At 57.0% G+C, this 16,806-nt stretch carries 15 protein-coding genes; 5 read left to right on the top strand and 10 right to left on the bottom strand.

What is annotated here, in order from left to right; genetic code table 11:
• Window positions 1-255: 255 nt before the first annotated feature.
• From J2D73_RS06775 to J2D73_RS06750, 6 genes are all read right to left on the bottom strand, one after another.
• Complete coding sequence (locus tag J2D73_RS06775; RefSeq protein WP_207880702.1) at window positions 256-1,059, bottom strand: hypothetical protein; 804 nt, start codon at window positions 1,057-1,059, stop codon at window positions 256-258.
• Window positions 1,060-1,308: 249 nt separating this feature from the next.
• Complete coding sequence (locus J2D73_RS06770) at window positions 1,309-1,686, bottom strand: hypothetical protein (RefSeq protein ID WP_207880700.1); 378 nt, start codon at window positions 1,684-1,686, stop codon at window positions 1,309-1,311.
• Window positions 1,687-1,777: 91 nt separating this feature from the next.
• The gene (locus J2D73_RS06765; RefSeq protein WP_207880697.1) at window positions 1,778-3,097 is read right to left on the bottom strand and encodes a dihydroorotase; all 1,320 of its coding nucleotides are present in this window, start codon (window positions 3,095-3,097) and stop codon (window positions 1,778-1,780) included.
• A gap of 43 nt (window positions 3,098-3,140) precedes the next feature.
• Entirely contained in the window at window positions 3,141-4,913 is a 1,773-nt protein-coding gene (asnB, locus tag J2D73_RS06760) for an asparagine synthase (glutamine-hydrolyzing) (protein WP_207880694.1), read from the bottom strand.
• Window positions 4,914-5,996 carry a glycosyltransferase gene (locus J2D73_RS06755; protein ID WP_243429727.1) on the bottom strand — a complete coding sequence of 361 codons (1,083 nt, stop codon included), beginning with the start codon at window positions 5,994-5,996 and terminating at the stop codon, window positions 4,914-4,916. It lies immediately after the preceding gene.
• Entirely contained in the window at window positions 5,993-6,889 is an 897-nt protein-coding gene (locus J2D73_RS06750; RefSeq protein WP_207880691.1) for a glycosyltransferase family 9 protein, read from the bottom strand. Before J2D73_RS06750 ends, J2D73_RS06755 begins: the two co-directional genes overlap by 4 nt.
• Before the next feature lie 166 nt (window positions 6,890-7,055).
• Here J2D73_RS06750 and J2D73_RS06745 point away from each other — a divergent pair, with 166 nt between their 5' ends.
• From J2D73_RS06745 to J2D73_RS06725, 5 genes are all read left to right on the top strand, one after another.
• The gene (locus J2D73_RS06745; protein ID WP_207880689.1) at window positions 7,056-8,297 is read left to right on the top strand and encodes an argininosuccinate synthase; all 1,242 of its coding nucleotides are present in this window, start codon (window positions 7,056-7,058) and stop codon (window positions 8,295-8,297) included.
• Window positions 8,298-8,527: 230 nt separating this feature from the next.
• A complete protein-coding gene (locus J2D73_RS06740; RefSeq protein WP_207880686.1) occupies window positions 8,528-9,034 on the top strand; it encodes an FKBP-type peptidyl-prolyl cis-trans isomerase in 507 nt (168 codons plus the stop codon).
• A 70-nt stretch (window positions 9,035-9,104) separates the two neighbouring features.
• Window positions 9,105-9,560, top strand: coding sequence for a c-type cytochrome (locus tag J2D73_RS06735; protein ID WP_207880682.1), 456 nt, complete (start codon window positions 9,105-9,107; stop codon window positions 9,558-9,560).
• A gap of 70 nt (window positions 9,561-9,630) precedes the next feature.
• Entirely contained in the window at window positions 9,631-10,626 is a 996-nt protein-coding gene (gene trpS / locus J2D73_RS06730; protein WP_207880679.1) for a tryptophan--tRNA ligase, read from the top strand.
• Between the two features lie 548 nt (window positions 10,627-11,174).
• A complete protein-coding gene (locus tag J2D73_RS06725; protein ID WP_207880677.1) occupies window positions 11,175-12,029 on the top strand; it encodes an aspartyl protease family protein in 855 nt (284 codons plus the stop codon).
• Between the two features lie 232 nt (window positions 12,030-12,261).
• Here J2D73_RS06725 and J2D73_RS06720 read toward each other — a convergent pair whose 3' ends face one another.
• The 4 genes from J2D73_RS06720 to J2D73_RS06705 form a co-directional block, all read right to left on the bottom strand.
• A complete protein-coding gene (locus J2D73_RS06720) occupies window positions 12,262-13,032 on the bottom strand; it encodes an SDR family oxidoreductase (RefSeq protein ID WP_207880675.1) in 771 nt (256 codons plus the stop codon).
• Window positions 13,033-13,456: 424 nt separating this feature from the next.
• Window positions 13,457-14,350 (bottom strand): class I SAM-dependent methyltransferase, encoded by an 894-nt coding sequence (locus J2D73_RS06715; protein WP_207880667.1) that lies wholly within the window; start codon window positions 14,348-14,350, stop codon window positions 13,457-13,459.
• Window positions 14,347-15,534 (bottom strand): acyltransferase family protein, encoded by a 1,188-nt coding sequence (locus J2D73_RS06710; protein ID WP_207880664.1) that lies wholly within the window; start codon window positions 15,532-15,534, stop codon window positions 14,347-14,349. Before J2D73_RS06710 ends, J2D73_RS06715 begins: the two co-directional genes overlap by 4 nt.
• The gene (locus J2D73_RS06705) at window positions 15,531-16,334 is read right to left on the bottom strand and encodes a glycosyltransferase (RefSeq protein ID WP_207880662.1); all 804 of its coding nucleotides are present in this window, start codon (window positions 16,332-16,334) and stop codon (window positions 15,531-15,533) included. Before J2D73_RS06705 ends, J2D73_RS06710 begins: the two co-directional genes overlap by 4 nt.
• Window positions 16,335-16,806 lie beyond the last annotated feature (472 nt).

Below are 16,806 nucleotides of genomic sequence, written 5' to 3'. Positions count from 1 at the left end.
TGTTTGATCCCTGCAAATCACCGCCAGACATCGCAATCTCCAGTTCTGGCGTATACGCCACATATTGATTTTACTTTGCTATAGTGTGCGCAGAAAATCCAAAAGAAAAAACAGACGTAATTTAACTTTATCACCTTTGAACACGAAGAAATTCTCTGAAGCGTTGTTTACCTCACCACGTCGGGAGCGAGGAAGATGATTTCGTTCCAAATTGGAAAAGCAAACATCGAGCATGGTCGCAAGACGGCGCAGACTTCAGACCGGAACGCTGGCAGGACGGTAATTCGAAAACTTTCCTGTCCGCTGATAAACGCTCTCCTCCTCGTCAGGAAGGATGCTGTCTTTATACCAGGGCGTATGTTCACTCTCAAAATTGCCTGAGACACGCACGGCGTCGAAAAATCGGTCAGGCTCAAAATGTTTTTTGTTATACAATGCGAAAGTTGTATCTATAGGCGCATCAAACACTTCACTGCCGTCTGGCAGTCGGCCGAGCTTATGGCGCCAGAATTGACTTTCCCATTCCCATATATGGGTAGGTCCCATCTGTTTGGAATTAAGGTATTTGCCGTGCTTCATGCGGCTACGATGTTTCAGAGACAACGCAAATCCGGCTTTCCCTATTTTGAAATAGTCGGTAAGAGCCGCCAGTTGACGCATGAAATCTACAGGTAAATTTTCGTTGAAAGCAATATCCGGGTCCGTCAGGCAAAACAACTCTGGAAGCGAATCATAAAATTCGCGGGACTTGACGATATGACGCGGACCCACATTGCGGGATAATCTAACGACAGTACAGACGCAGTCGAATTCCAGTTTCCCAAGGACATCCTGCATCTTGTCGTAGCTTGAGCCGCCATCGACGATCGTTATATTGTTAAATCGGTAGCGAAAGAGCTGCCGAAGCATTTTGACAACATAAGTCGGATTGTTGAAAGACGGCACATAAACGGGCGTCTGGCAATAATACAGACTTCGAATATTATCGAATGTACGAGGACGCAGCTCTGGAACTTCGTCCGACAGAAAACTGTCCACGAGATTACGCGTCGCTTCCATACGCAGAAAACACCAATGCCGGATGGTAAATTGGTGTTTGAATCTGCCCGAGCGTCGTTAAAACTTTCTAAACACTGAATGAATTGAAAAGAGCGCCATTTCGCACCCCGGCGGGTGATCCTCGAGCGCCCTGAAACTGCGCAATTGCACGTCCGAACAGATCAGTCGTTCAGATTGACGCGGCCCAAGCGGCTCACGGTCTCACCGGGCGAGACAATCGCTCCGCCCGGTTAAATCCATCACCCGTCTTTAGTGACCGCCTAACTTCCCGCCAGCGGCCTTGAGTTGCGCCGTCATCTTCGTGAAATTCGCCGCTATGCGCTTTTGGACCGCGACGCTGCCTTCATGAATGTGGGCAATCTTGTCACGAGCCTCGTTGCTGACAACTGTCTCATCGCGGTTGGCCTGTTTCGAGACGCAACTGTTGTAAGTGCGCGCGGCTTTCTCGTAGGCGCTGACCCGGTCGATGCTGGCGTTGTAGCGATCGACGCTGGACCCGTCGACCGAAGGAGCAGAAGGCTCAGACCCGCAGCCCGATGCAGTCCATGCGTCATCCGCGCGCGCGGCGTTTGAGACGGCAAACGATGCGGCGAGGGCGAGAGCAACAAAGGCAGGGCGGACTGTCATCAGGGTTCCTTCCGGCGCGCGCCGGTCAAATTGCACTATACGCTTGTCCTGTAATCGATCCGGGAAAGCGCAGCGACTGTAGACGCCAACTTTACGGCAAGAAACGGGCCAGCTGGCCGCGGGGTTCGCCCAGAATTGTGTCGTCACGCATCACGACGCGGCCACGCACGACGGTGGCCACCGGCCAGCCGGAGACTTCCATGCCGTCAAACGGCGTCCATCCCGCGGGAGTGACGATCCAGTCATTGGTGATGCGCCTGTGCGCTTTCATGTCCACCAAGGTAAAATCGGCGTCGTATCCGGCCGCGATGCGGCCTTTTGCCTGCAGGCCATAAACACGCGCGGGTCCTGCGGACATCAGGTCTGCAAGGCGCCCCAGAGAAAGCCGTCCCGCATTCACATGATCAAGCATGATCGGCACGATTGTCTGAACACCGGTAAGCCCCGCCGGACAGTCCGGCCACGGCTTCGCCTTGGCCTCCAGAGAGTGCGGGGCGTGGTCCGAGGACACGACGTCCACCGTGCCGTTGGCGATAGCGCGCCAGCTCGCCTCATAGTGGCGGCGATCGCGGATCGGCGGATTCATGATGGCAAGACCACCAAGAGCCTCGTAACAGTCCGGAGCCACCTGCGTCAGATGGTTAACGAGCACCTCCACCGTAGCGACATCGCGAAACCCTTGCAGATACTCCAGCTCTTCAGCTGTTGATGTGTGCAGGATATGCGCCGGCCGCCCTGTCTTGCGCGCCAGCGCCATGAGACGGCGCGTGCCAAGAAACGCGCACTCCTCATCACGCCAGAACCGGTGCATGTCATGCGGCATGCCAACATGAAAGTCCTTGCGGCGCGCCTGCAGGCGATATTCGTCTTCCGAGTGAAACGCGATACGCCGATGGCCGCTGCGCATCACAGCTTCAATTCCCGGGTCGTCCTCGATCATCAGATCGCCGGTGGAGGAACCCGCAAACACCTTGATCGCGCATACGCCGTCGAAACGCTCATACTCGGCCAGTTGCGGCGTATTTTCCCGCGTGGCGCCTACATAGAACGCAAAATCGGTCCATGATTCCCGTGACGCGTATTCCTGCTTCCAGCGCAGCATTTCAGCGTTCGTGATTGCGGGAGACGTGTTCGGCATGTCGAACACCGTGGTCACGCCGCCCAGCGCCGCAGCCCGCGTGCCCGTCGGGATACTCTCGATTTCGGGTTTCCCCGGATCGCGAAGGTGAACATGCGCATCGATCAATCCGGGCAGAACGTGAAGTCCACGCGCGTCGATCGTCTCCTCCGCCTCTGCCGCTCCTGGCACGGCGAGATCGACGATCCTGCCGCCTACGACGCCGATATCCGTCGCCGCTTCGCCCCATGGCAGAATGCAGACGCCATTGCGGATGATCAGATCGTAACGCATCGTTTACTCCTCAAATGCGCGCCGAATTTCGACTGCGCCGCTGCTATACTGTCGCCAGCGTTTCGAAAACATCCCCGTCGCGCTGCACGCCGTCCACATGTATCCGGCGCCACAACGCATAAAACAGCAGCGTCCAAGCCGCCGGGGCGGCGCGGCGCGCAGTCGCGTCCTTGAACAATGCGCGCACCATATCCGGATCTGCGATCTCCGTGATGGCCGGTTGCGCGGCGACGAGCGGCCCCAGCTTGCGTCCCGCCCCTGCGATCCATTCTCCGACAGGCACGGTAAACCCCTGCTTCGGAGCGAAAGGACTCGCCTCAGGAAGCGCCTGCTCGAGCCAACGACGCAGCAACCACTTCCCACGTCCGTCACGAACACGCAACGAGTCCGGCAGACGCCACACCGCATTCGCGACGATCGGGTCGAGCAGCGGCGTCCTTCCTTCGACCCCGTGAGCCATCAGGCAACGATCAAGTTTTAGCAGCAAATCGTTGGGAAGCCATTCGGCGATGTCCACCGCCTGCGCCCGGGAGAACGGCGTTGGGCCGACGACGCTCATTTCGGCGCCCGCCAACCCGTCGCGCCAGCGCGCCGGACGCGACCGCAGAACGCCAAGGCCGTCGAACATACCGCGCCGCCGCATGCGCCGTCCGCCACGCCACCATGGTCGGGTCGCGTGACGATATCGGCCATATCCTGCAAAAAGCTCGTCCCCGCCTTCGCCGGACAGCACGACCGACACGGATTCCCGCGCCCGTCGGGCCAGCAGCCACGTCGGGATGATGGCGTAATCCGCCACCGGGTCATCCATGCCGCCCACTATTGCCGGCAGGTGCCGCCACATATCGTCGCTGGTCACGCGCACCGTCTCGTGTTGTGCTCCGACAGCACGCGCAAGCGTCGCGGCGGCCGAAGCCTCGTCGGCCACGCCGCGAGCGTCGAAACTGGCCGTCCAGGCCTGTATCGGCGCGCCCCCGCCTGCCTCACGACGGATGCGGGCCATCGCGGCGAGCACAGTTGCACTGTCCACCCCGCCGGAAAGGAACATGCCAAAGGGGACATCCGAACGCTCATGCGCGCGCACGCTGTCCATCAATGCGCCATCAAGGCGAGCGAGCGCTGTCGCTTCATCGATCTCCTCAGCCGCTCCCTCTGGCAACGGCGAACGACGAGATCGGTCGAGCAAACGCCCGGCTGCGATACGCAACGTCTCTCCGGGCAGAAGCCGAGTGATTCCAGGAAAGATGGTCCGGCGACCGGTTGTGAACTGCAACTGCAGCAGTTCGTCACGGGCGACCTGATCTACGCCGGGGGGCACCAGTCCGGCAGCGATCAGAGCCGCCGGTTCCGAGGCAAAGGCGACGCCGTCTGACAGTTCCGCTATGTAGAGCGACTTGATCCCGAATGGATCTCTCGCGAGCGTCAGTTCACCCTTGTCGTCATCGTAAATCGCGACTGCATACATGCCGCGCAACTCGGACGCGAAAGCCGATCCATCCCTCTCCCACAGCCTGAGCGCAGATTCGCAGTCGCTGCCCGTGCTGTAGTGGACGACGCCGATACGTTTGCGGATTTCCGGATCGTTATAGATCTCACCATTGGCGATCATTGTGGCGGCTCCGGCGGAGATCGGCTGATCTCCGCCGTTGATATCTATGATCGCAAGCCGCGTATGGATCATGTCCGCCCGGCCCATACGCACGATATGCACGCCATCCGGCCCACGGTGCTGTAGAGCCCCCGCCAGACGTTCAAGTACGGCCCTGTCTCGTGGCGTCGCGCCGCGATTGTAGAGAATACCGGCCAAACCGCACATTTACTCTGTCGCCTTCGATAACGATGTTTGCGGAGCGACCTGTTGCAAAAAGTGGTTCCATGCGTTCAGGACCGGCGCTGGCGCATAATCGCTCTCGAAGCTGATGCGCCCCCCCAAGGCCAGACGCTGCGCAAGAGCGCGGTCCTCTATGACGGCGCTAATCGCCTGTACCAGAGCCTCGTGATCCTCGACAGGTGCAAGCAGACCGTTGACGCCGTCGACGATCAGTTCACGCGGTCCGTCCGACGCGGCGGCCACGACAGGGGTCGCCGCCGAAAACGCTTCGATCACGACGTTGCCAAGCGGCTCATGGCGCGACGGGCAGACGAGGATATCGCAAGCCCGGATCAATCCGCCCGGATCGGCCCAGCCCGGCATCAACACCCGATCGGCGACGCCCAACCGCCGCGCCAAATCCTCAAGCGCCACACGTTGCGGTCCTTCTCCTGCGATCAGCAACCACGCGCCGGGAAGGCTCGGCATTGCCCGGATCAGGACATCGAACGCCTTGTTCTCGTGCAAACGCCCCAGAGCGAGCAGGAACGGCGCATTCTCCGGAATTTCTCTTGGACGGTGGGGCTCCGTAGCGCTGAAATCCGTAGCGAAATTCGGAACATAGTGAACGCGGTCGGCGGCCCAGCCCTGACTCACCATCCACTGCGCCAATCCCCGCGTATTACCGATCAGGTGATCGCAGTTCCGGTAGTAAGACAGATCGTAATACCCACCCAATCGCCCGACCAACGTCCACCGCCCTTTCGGCGCGAATCGCGCCGCCCGGTTCATCCAGGCGACGACGACATCGGCGCCAAAATTACAAAGGGCGCTTTTCATACGCGGACGTGTCAGAAGATCAGCCTGCCCGCCGAAACGCAGTTCCCGCGGCGACAGACCAGCCGCGCGCAAACGAGCGACGCGGCCAACGTCGCGTCGGATCACGGGCAGAACGTTGAGCCCCGACGCCGCCTGCGCAATGCACAGGCGCTCAAAAAAAAGCTCTGCGCCCCCGGCAGGAGCGCCCGCCATAACATGCGCGACGCGCCCGGAACTCGCCCCGACCGGTTCACCCGACGCCGTCGTCATGCTCCGTTCTCCATTAAATCCAGCGCACGCGGCAACACCGCCCCAACCGGGAGGTTCGCGATGGGAGCACTTCCTTCGGGGCCAGGAGCCACAACCCAGCCGACTCTTCGTCCAACAGGGGCGTACTCACTGGCCCGCGACGGGCCAAACAAACCCAGAGTCGGCGCCCCGGCGGCTGCAGCGAGATGCATGAGTCCTGAGTCGTTGCCTGTGAACAGCGCACATCGGCGCAGCATGGCCGCGGTCTGGGCCAGCGTAAAGCGCCCGCCTGCGTCGATGGCGCCGGGTATCGCGAGCAAGGGCGCCGCCATCGTTCGCTCAGTCTCTCCCGGGCCAAAGAACACCGCCAGACGCGCTTCGGGCCGCTCTCGGGAAAGGGCCTTCCACAGCTCCTCGAATCGTTCCGCAGGCCAGACCTTGCCGGACCAGTTCGCCGTTGGCCCGAGCCCGATGATCGGACCTTCGCCAAGAACTGCGTCGGCTGTCGCGTCGTCTCTGTCGTTGGTCCAAACGACAGGCAATGGCGGCGGCGAGATTCCGAGAACCTGACCAACATGTGCGATCCGCGCCCCGGCTCGACGACCGCCGCGCATGATCCTGCGTTTGCGCGCCCATAACAGAAGGCTGGTGGCCGAACCGCGAAGGTCAATGATCGTATCCCATCGCGTAAAGGCGCACTGTCGCCACAACGCGAGCCAATGCATATCGTGGCGGCGCTTCTCCATGACGATCACGCGCTCCAGCCCCGGCATGCGTTCAAACAACCCGGCAGCCACCGGCCCACAAGCTACGGTGATGCGAGCATCAGGCGCGGCCCGGCGCATATGCTCCAGCAGACCGGTCGAAATGACCGCGTCGCCCAGACGCGTCGCGGTGATGAAGAGAATACGCATGTAGCGCGATCTGATAGCCCGCTTCCTTCGCCGCACCAAGTTTGGCGACATCACTATGCCGAGGCCACGCGCTATGGCGTTTCCGCCGCGCACAGTGCTAGGACGCTGACAGCGGCCGTCTCGCGCGGCCGGCCCCTGCGACACATCAACTCCGGAGACTCCCCGCATGCCGACCGCCCCCGGCGACAGACGTATCAAGAAGGTTGTTCTGGCCTATTCAGGCGGCCTGGACACGTCCGTCATCCTGCGCTGGCTGCAGACCACCTACGGGTGTGAGGTCGTCACGTTCACGGCCGACCTTGGTCAGGGCGAGGAACTGGAGCCTGCGCGCAAGAAAGCCGAAATGTTCGGCGTGAAAGAGATCTTCGTCGAAGATCTGCGCGAGACATTCGTAAAGGATTTCGTGTTCCCTATGTTCCGGGCGAACACGCTCTACGAAGGACAATATCTGCTCGGCACGTCCATCGCCCGCCCGCTGATCGCCCAGCGCCAGATCGAGATCGCGGAAGCCGTCGGCGCCGACGCCGTGGCGCACGGCGCGACCGGCAAGGGCAACGATCAGGTCCGCTTCGAACTGGCCTATTACGCCCTGAAGCCCGACATCACCGTGATCGCCCCATGGCGCGAGTGGGATCTAACGTCGCGCACGCGGCTTCTGGCCTTCGCGGAAGAGCACCAGATTCCCGTCACGAAGGACAAGCGCGGCGAAGCCCCGTTCTCTGTCGACGCGAACCTCCTGCACTCTTCTTCCGAAGGCAAGCTGCTCGAAGACCCTGCGCAGGCGCCGGAAGAGATCGTCTTCCAGCGTACGATCTCGCCCGAAGACGCGCCGGACGTTGCGACCGAGATCACCATCGACTTCGTGTCCGGCGACCCGGTGGCGATCAATGGCGAGGCGCTTTCTCCCGCCACCCTGCTGACGAAGCTGAACGAGTTGGGCAGGGCCAACGGCATCGGCCGCCTGGATCTCGTGGAGAACCGTTTTGTCGGCATGAAGTCGCGCGGCATCTACGAAACGCCCGGCGGCACGATCCTGCTCGCCGCGCACCGCGCCATCGAATCGATCACGCTCGACCGCGAGGCCATGCACCTCAAGGACAGCCTGATGCCGCGCTATGCGGAGATCATCTACAACGGCTTCTGGTTCTCGCCCGAGCGCCGGATGCTGCAGGCTCTGATCGACGCGTCGCAGAACTCCGTTACCGGTCGCGTGCGCCTGAAGCTGTACAAGGGCAACGTCATCTGCGTCGGCCGAGAGAGCACGCACAGCCTGTACGACACGCGCGTCGTGACGTTCGAGGACGATCAGGGCGCCTACAACCAGCAGGATGCGCAAGGCTTCATCAAGCTGAACGCTCTGCGCCTGCGTCTAGGATCACAGATCGGTCGACGCGGCGGCTCGCTCTGAACCCACCGCGTCGTCACTCCCGCGCCTGAAGCGCTTGCGGTAATTGATGCGGGAAAGTCCGGCTCTGTAACATCGGCAAGGGTGGGGTAGCCCCCCTACCCAGCCGCCGCTATACAGATCGCCCGGCTTCCCGGCAGACGGGAAACTTCCCGGAATCCATCCATTCCGCTCTGCTCCCTCCAGCCAAATTCGGCTCGGGAGCGTTCAGGGTCGATAAACTCCGAGGTGACATGTTTCGTTTTTCGCTGACTCCGCGCCGCTTTCTTCCCCTCGCCGTCGCTGCGTCGCTGTCTCTTCCCATGATCGCTTGCGGTCACAAGGAAGAGGTGGAACTGACGCCAGAACAACTGATGCAGAAAGAGATGTCGCAGCCGGGCGTGAAGACGCTTCCTGACGGCCTTGCCTACAAAGTGCTGGAATCCGGGCCGCCGAATGGCCCGCAACCGCACAAGGGCGACACCCTGATGCTGATCTATGAAGGTCGCCTGCCCGATGGGTCGATCTTCGACGCGTCCGATCAGCATGGACACGGGGCTTACATGCAGATGCCGCTGGACGGCCTTGTTCAAGGCTGGATGGAAGGCGTGCCTATGATGCATGTCGGCGACACGTGGATGCTCTACGTTCCGGCGAAACTGGGTTACGGCGACCGTGAGATGGGCATCATTCCCTCTAACAGCCCTCTTATTTTCAAGATCCAGCTTCTGGGCGTGACGCGCGGCGATAACGGGCAGTAACTGCCCCCCTTTTCCGACGCGCTACTGGTGCGTCGGAAACGTAGTTTCGCTGATCGGAAACTTACATCACATGCGCCGCCACGTAGCCGCCGCCCTTTGCTGCCTGGCATTGCTTGCCGGGTGCTCTCGCAGCAAAGGTGGCCATTATCTCTACGCCTCCAATTGCGGCATCTGCCATCACGGCGGACAGGGCATGGCGGGGTCCGTTCCCCCTCTGGTCGGACGGATAGACAAGATCGCGGCCACGCCACAAGGACGCGCCTATCTCGCCGCAGTGCTGATCAACGGAGTAAGCGGCTCCATTCGCGCCAATGGTCAATCGTATCGAGCCGAAATGCCGCCTTTCCGATATCTTACAGACACACAGATCGCGACAATTCTGTCATGGCTGTCCGAGCAAGGCGGTTCCGGTCCCGCGCCGGCGATCTCTACTGCTGAAATCGCCACGGCCAGAGCCCACAGGATTGGCGCCGGTGATGTCGCCGCCATGCGGGCAAAGCTCGACCAGACGAACCCCCTACCCTAACGCCTCTCATGGTCGAGGGGCTCCTCGTCGCCACTTGACGAGTTGCTGGTAAAACCCTGACAACACCGCCATGCAACGCGTGTTCTCCGGCATTCAGCCGACCGGCATCCCTACACTCGGAAACTATCTTGGAGCCATCCGTAACTGGGTGACGCTGCAGGACGGGCACGAGTGCGTTTTCTGTCTCGTGGACCTGCACGCCATCACCGTATGGCAGGATCCAGAGGCGCTGCGCACGCAAACCCGACAGCAGGCCGCCGTGCTGCTGGCTTCGGGCATTGATCCGGTCCGACACGTCCTGTTCAACCAGTCGGCCGTCAGCGCTCACGCGCGCCTGGCGTGGATTTTCAACTGCGTCGCCCGGCTAGGCTGGTTGAATCGCATGACCCAGTTCAAGGACAAGGCAGGCAAGGACCGCGAGAACCATTCAGCAGGCCTCTACGTCTATCCTAACCTGATGGCCGCAGACATCATGGCCTACAAGGCGACGCGCGTTCCGGTCGGCGACGACCAGCGTCAGCATATCGAACTGGCCAACGATATCGCCAAGAAGTTCAATCATGATTACGGCGTCGAATTTTTCCCGGAGATCGAGGCCTTTGTTCCGCCAGAAGCTGCACGCGTCATGAGCCTGCGCGACGGAACGAAGAAGATGTCCAAGTCTGACCCGTCCGAGCAGAGCCGTATCGAGATGACGGACGAAGCTGACGCCATTGCGTTGAAGATCCGCCGAGCTAAAACGGACCCAGAGCCTCTACCCTCTGAGACTGATGGATTGGAAGGCCGCCCCGAGGCCCGCAATCTTGTCGGATTATATGCCGCACTCGCTGACCTGACGCCGCAGCAGGTGCTGGATCGCCACGGCGGAGAGGGATTTGGCCCCTTCAAACAGGCTTTGACTGATGTCCTGGTCGACCGTGTGGAACCTATAGCGAAGGAAACATCACGCCTTCTCGCTGATCCTGGCCATCTGGAAAACGTTCTCCGCGGTGGCGCGCAACGGGCGTCGACGATCGCCAGTCCTATTGTTGACGAAGCTGAGCGGCTTGTCGGTTTTTTGCGATAACCTCGTCATTCATTCAGCTAAGCAGGCGATAACGTTTGCTGCGATCTGGTCCATGATCATGGCCGCAGCGGTTATATCCCGCCGCCTGTTTTAGAATTTTACTCACGTGTTTTCGATAAGACACAACTTGAACTCAGGTCGTTCAGATCGACGAAACAAATGCCGTGATGTTTTGTGCGGCGACCGAATGCACAATCCGAATGCCGTCATAGTCACGGCGTGCCAAGAATCAGTCGGAACCTCTGGACGCTATACTAATAGGCTGTAAGCTGCCCCTACCTGGTCAAAGCAATACAACTTGTCAACTCACGCCGCGCATCATAACGAAGACGATCACGTGCGAAGCTATATAACGCCCATCAGAATGATTTACTAATCTACGAAGGACACTATTTATCGGACTATCCTTGCTCACCGGTTCTTTCATAGCGATACTCCGACACATGTTTTCCAAGACTCTCTGGGTGGCTTTGACACTCCCCCTCGTCGTGTCCGCCTGCGCAGATGACAGTCGATGCGTAATCTCCACTTTGGGGGATCTGACAGTCATGAACGACCGTGGCTCACCCATTGTCAGTTCCACCGTCAACGGCCATCCGGTCGCGTTCATCGTAGATACTGGCGCCCGCTTCAGCAGTGTCTGGCCTGGTCAAGTGGACAAACTGGGTCTCGACAGCCAGGCTGGCACGGTTCGGTTGCAAGGCACAGGGGGAATAACTTTCGGTGGCGTCGCAACTGCCGAAACGCTCGGCTTGGGCAGCGCCACAGCCTCTAACGTTTCATTCGTTATCGCCGGAAACCTCTTCGACGGGCACACAATTAACGGTTTACCTGTTGTCGGCCTTCTCGGAGCAGATTTCCTCCATGGCTACGACGTTGTCTTGGATTTGCCAGATCATCGCATCAATCTCTACGCTATCGACGGATGCACAGACGCGCTGCCTGGCTGGCAGGGGCGATTTTACAAGGTAAAAATCAATCATACGTGGAACGACGAGACAAAAACTGTTGTGCAGATCAAACTCAATGGTCACGCGATAGACGCATTTCTCGACAGTGGCGCCCGCAGCACCTTGATTTCACGTGATGACGCTCGTGAAGCAGGTGTGAAAAAAGACGAATTGCTTCGCGACAAAAAAGGGTTGGGTTACGGGATAGATGACGAAAAAACTGTTCGTTATCTACATCATTTTGATAGCCTTGATGTGGGCCCATTCCATTTTACGCACCCGGCTCTCAGCGTAGGCGAAACTGAAAACAGCCTTTTGGGCGCGGAATTTTTACGTCACCACCGGGTTTGGATTCCACGTCACGCCAATTGGATTTTCATGCAACGTGCCGAATCCCTCACTAAAAGCGTCACACAACCAACGGAGGTGAAACTGATACCTCGCTCTCACTAGAGGGGATCGTAATTTCGATCAAAAATCAGTTGGTAAGCAATTCATCAAGTTGGAAAATTCTTCTGACGCGGGAAAATTCAATTCCACCTTTGTTATAAATTCAGGATAGCTCATTAAATCAAACATCGAAGCCGCACTCGCTGATCAACGCCTCTTATTACTTAGTCAATAAATTCGATTTTTCATATTGTTCGAATATAAAAATATAAATTTGCATGATGGTCAACCAATCTTAAACACATGATGTAATGCCGCCATCGACATACAAAATGTGCCCATTAACGAAGCTGGAAGCGTCAGAACACAAAAACACCGCTGCCCCGACCAACTCCTCAACCCGCCCCCAACGGCCAGCAGGCGTGCGCTTTTCGAGCCAATTCGTAAACTCACCGTCCTGAACCAGAGCTGAATTCATCTCCGTCGCAAAATAACCGGGGGCAAGGCCGTTTATCTGCAACCCATGCTTCGCCCAATCTGTCGCCATACCTTTTGTTAGCATCTTCACCGCACCTTTGGTCGCGGCGTAAGGCGCAATGCCGGTTCTGGCAAGTTCACTTTGTACAGAACAAATATTGACTATTTTTCCTTTTCCCCGTGCAATCATATGCCGCGCAACGGCCTGACCTACGTAAAGAACGCTATCAATATTGACAGCCTTCAGTTGCGCCCAGGCATCTTCTGGAAAATCCTCAAGTGGCGCACGATATTGCATGCCAGCGTTATTAATCAGAATATCAATCGGACCAATCGACTGGCTTATGTCCTCGACCGCCTTTCGAACCTCACCACTATTTCCAACATCAAACACGCGTACATGGGCATCGACACCATGCTCGGCGAGATTGGCTCTAGCAGTCTCCAGTCGACGTTTATCGCGGCCGTTCAGAACCACCGTAGCGCCATGCGCGGCCAGCCCTTGCGCAAGCGTAAAACCTATACCTGCAGAAGAGCCCGTGATCAGCGCAAGGCGATCTTTCAGAGAAAACAGGGATGGTCCAATCATGTTGAAACCTCTTTCAATCAAAATAGTCCATGATCTATGCTACGTCGCGCAATCGAACGTTGTGATGAGTTCCCCAATGCCCAATTCAGCATAATAAATCGGGATGACGTTACAACCCGTATAGCCGCAATGATTCGCGCAGAGTCCATACGTGCCAAGTCATTCGAGCTTATCCGCAAGAGCGTTTAACGATATTTTTTCATATAATATATCAACAACTTAGGAAAAATCGTACAACACACCTCTGTATTCAGTGCACTTTGAGCAAATGACGTCAACGATCAGAGAAAATCATTCATGAATAACGCACACGCAGAATTGACATTCAATGATACACCGCTACCAATCGCCAGCGGCCTTTCTGCGTGGCTCGAACACCGTAAGTTAAAGGCTGACTAACTTCCGCCTGACGGTTGCTATTAGATCAGGGTTTCCTCGCGATGATCAGCTGACTCTTTGGTAAAAGATTATCCAACGCGTGTTTAACGTCCACGCCGCCCGGCAAATCAAGAAGTTGGCGCCAGAACTTTTCCCACGCGTGCATCAACGGATGGGACACGTTCCCTAGCGATGACTCCGTTTTCCAAAACAATCCCCACCAGATACTCCAGAAAAATCCGTAAGTTTCCGTTTCCAGAATTTCAAGACCGCTTCCTTTCGCCAACTCGACGAACTCGTCGACCTCAAAAATACGAATATGATTCGGTTTCTGAAAATATTCGGGCGGCGCCAATTCCTTTTGAAGCGCTTCACTAGAAGGATGAGGGCAAGACAGCAGATATAGCGCGCCCGGGCGGCCGATCCTGACCAGTTCCTCCATTACAGCCTTTGGGTCATCGACATGCTCCAGCACTTCTGTGCAGACAACACGTGAAACCGACAAGTCAGCCAGCGGCAACGGAGCACAATCGCTGACGAAGCTTTTTACATATGCGCCGCCAATCGGATGAACGCGTGCCGTAGCTTTCTCTATCGACGCAGAATCAATATCAACCAATATAACGCTCGCACCCGTTCGCGCGCAGAACGCCGCATTTGATCCGTCCCCGCATCCGACATCAGCAACGACGTCATCAACTCCGACGGGAAAACCTCTAAAAAGTTCACCTGTTTTTGGTTGAAACCAACCCCGAAGAGCCGCGTCAGTAAGACCTATCAACGGATCGCCAATCGAGGGGGAATCCCCCAAAGAAGAGACTCCGTTTGAACCAGAACATGTAACCTCTACGTCGTCTTTCTGCTGGGGAGGCGTCATCGCGGATTCAGACAACTGCGATTTCGCAGTCAGCCACGAGATCAGACGTCGTCGCACGTTCATCTCGCAATCTCCATAGAATGTGGCATGAACGACGCAGCCAACCGCCGTCCATGGTCACGAAGCGGCATTTCGACAAACCTGTAGTTTAATTCGGCCAGAGCGAATGTCAGCGCGACGCCGGACAACACAATCCCGATAGCGGCTACCCGACCTGGTATTTCACGCCCGGCAAATCTAAACCAAGTTTCGTGCACAAAAAAATAAGACGGCACATGAACTAGGTATAGGGAGTAAGATCTTGCCGCGATGTAGAGAAGCCACGGGCGGGAACCGTCATATGGCCACAAATAGTCCCTGTTATAGGATGCGACCCAGACCAGCACTGCGCAAATTATTGAAATCGGACCCATCCGAAAGCTGACGATATGCAGGGCGCTTGTTCCCAGCGCTACGAGCAAGAGGATACATCCACAGAGCAAAACGGGGCCAAATATGCGCCGGGCAGCCAATCCTGTCGGTTCGCACATTCGCCACGTGTCGTGCGTCGACCATTGAGCGAGCAGAACGCCGGCCCCAATAGCCCCCACTCGCAGCATCATATCGAGCGGCATGTTCATGACACGAAAGGACGACACAACCAGCATCGCCATCGGGATCCAGGTCAGACGACGAAAAATTACAACCAATAGGGGAAGTGTCAGATAGAACTGCTCCTCAAGCGACAGGCTCCATTGAACGAATGCTGCGCCTACTCCGTGCTGGCCATAAATCCAGGCCATGCGAAAATTGGCCAAATCGAGAATACCAGCGATCAAACCTTCAAAATTCGCGCCCACCGATCCAAAGGAACCGCTTCGATTATAAACAATCGAAAGAAGAAGCGCCGCGAAAAGCCATAACCAGGCAGAAGGCAACAAGCGCCAGATACGACGTATCCAAAACCGGATCGTTACATCTGCAAAATTCCGCGCGTCACGAATATCGACCAATCGTGGCAGTAAAGGTCTAGCGATAACGTACCCCGAGATGGCGAAAAATATGTCGACGCCAGTCCAAAATCCGCCGTTTAATAACCAGCCATGAGCTATTCGCGCATCCCAAAATAAAAGATTTATTTGCGAATGTTCGATTAGCACCATAACGACCGCGAAGGCGCGCAATACATCAAGGTCGCGAACCCTGCTACCCAGATCAGACGGCGTTGCGTTTGCCCTGACCACAATCCGGCGAGATACAGCGTTCATGACGCAAGCGACGCCTCCAGTCGCGCTGGAGCTGTCTCAAAAAGAAACGCATTGAACTTTTTCAGCACTACCGCGCGCGAACAGTGTTCGCCTAACTTGCGATAAGCGCTTTCCGACATGCGCGCATATCGCTCCGGATCATTTTTGGCGACATCATAACTTTCACTATACGCTTTCATAAGCGATTCAAAATTCAGGCGATATCGTCTGGTGCGAAAAACTCCACGAGGATCGTGCGGCCAGCGGGCACACTCAAGACTTGAGGCTACGATGAAGGCGTTGTCTGCGTCGACATAATCTTCCATCGCAGTGTGATCCGGCGCTACCGCCGGTTTGCCCATGCTCATGTATTCCATCAAAGGTAGGCACTGCCCTTCACCCGTCGAAGTATTCACGGTGAAATCAGTAATTTCCGCCAACTTGAAGTAATCGTCGTCCGACAGGAAGCCGTCGATCAGAACCACTCGACACCTGAAAGGCGAAAGCTTCGCCAACTCCTCAAGCATCGCCCCGATTGCATCCCCACAGTCACGGTGAGTCAGCTTCAATACTAAGACTGCATCATCAATCGCACGAAACGCCCAACAGAATGCGCCGATCATGTCGAACCAGTTCTTCCGGCCATCGGTAGGACAAAGCACTGATGTATAGACGACGCCATCTAACGCCAGTTCACGGTCGCTATTCCGGTCACCTACATCTGTAGGTAATGGGGCACGCCCCTGCTCTCTCCGACGCACCGAACTGTACAACGCAAGATCAATTTTTCGGCTATCGAATATCCTTCCGCGAACCGTCAATGTTGCGCCGATTCCATATCTCCGACCGGTAAAATACGGGGCGAAACTGTCCCAAACCGGCGACGGCAACGCGACAACCGGATAATCATCGCCCATGGCGGCGAGAACTGTCCGAACCGTGTGATTTGAGTGCGTGATCGCTCGTCCCGCGAGCGACAGCACATATCTCCAATCCTGTTTGGGATCATTGTCCCATATTTCGTTCGGGATAGTGTCGAACTCCCACGCGAAAACGGGAATAAAGGGGCACAACAACGGAACAAAAGTCTTGTGTGGCGGAGCGAAACTGAGCAGAACGCACTCATCTCCCCGAGACTGAATATTCTTCCATACCAGATCCGCTTCACTGTCTGGATTTGTCATCGGAAAAACAATCGAATTTTCTTCCAGTAAGGAACGAAATTCCTTCTGAACAAAGTAATAACTATACTCCGGGAGCCCCAGATTGCTGGCAATTGAACTGCGATCCGTA

This window comes from Acetobacter sacchari, from assembly GCF_017377715.1.
Lineage (GTDB): Bacteria > Pseudomonadota > Alphaproteobacteria > Acetobacterales > Acetobacteraceae > Acetobacter > Acetobacter sacchari.
This window is presented reverse-complemented; position numbering and strand designations above follow the sequence as displayed.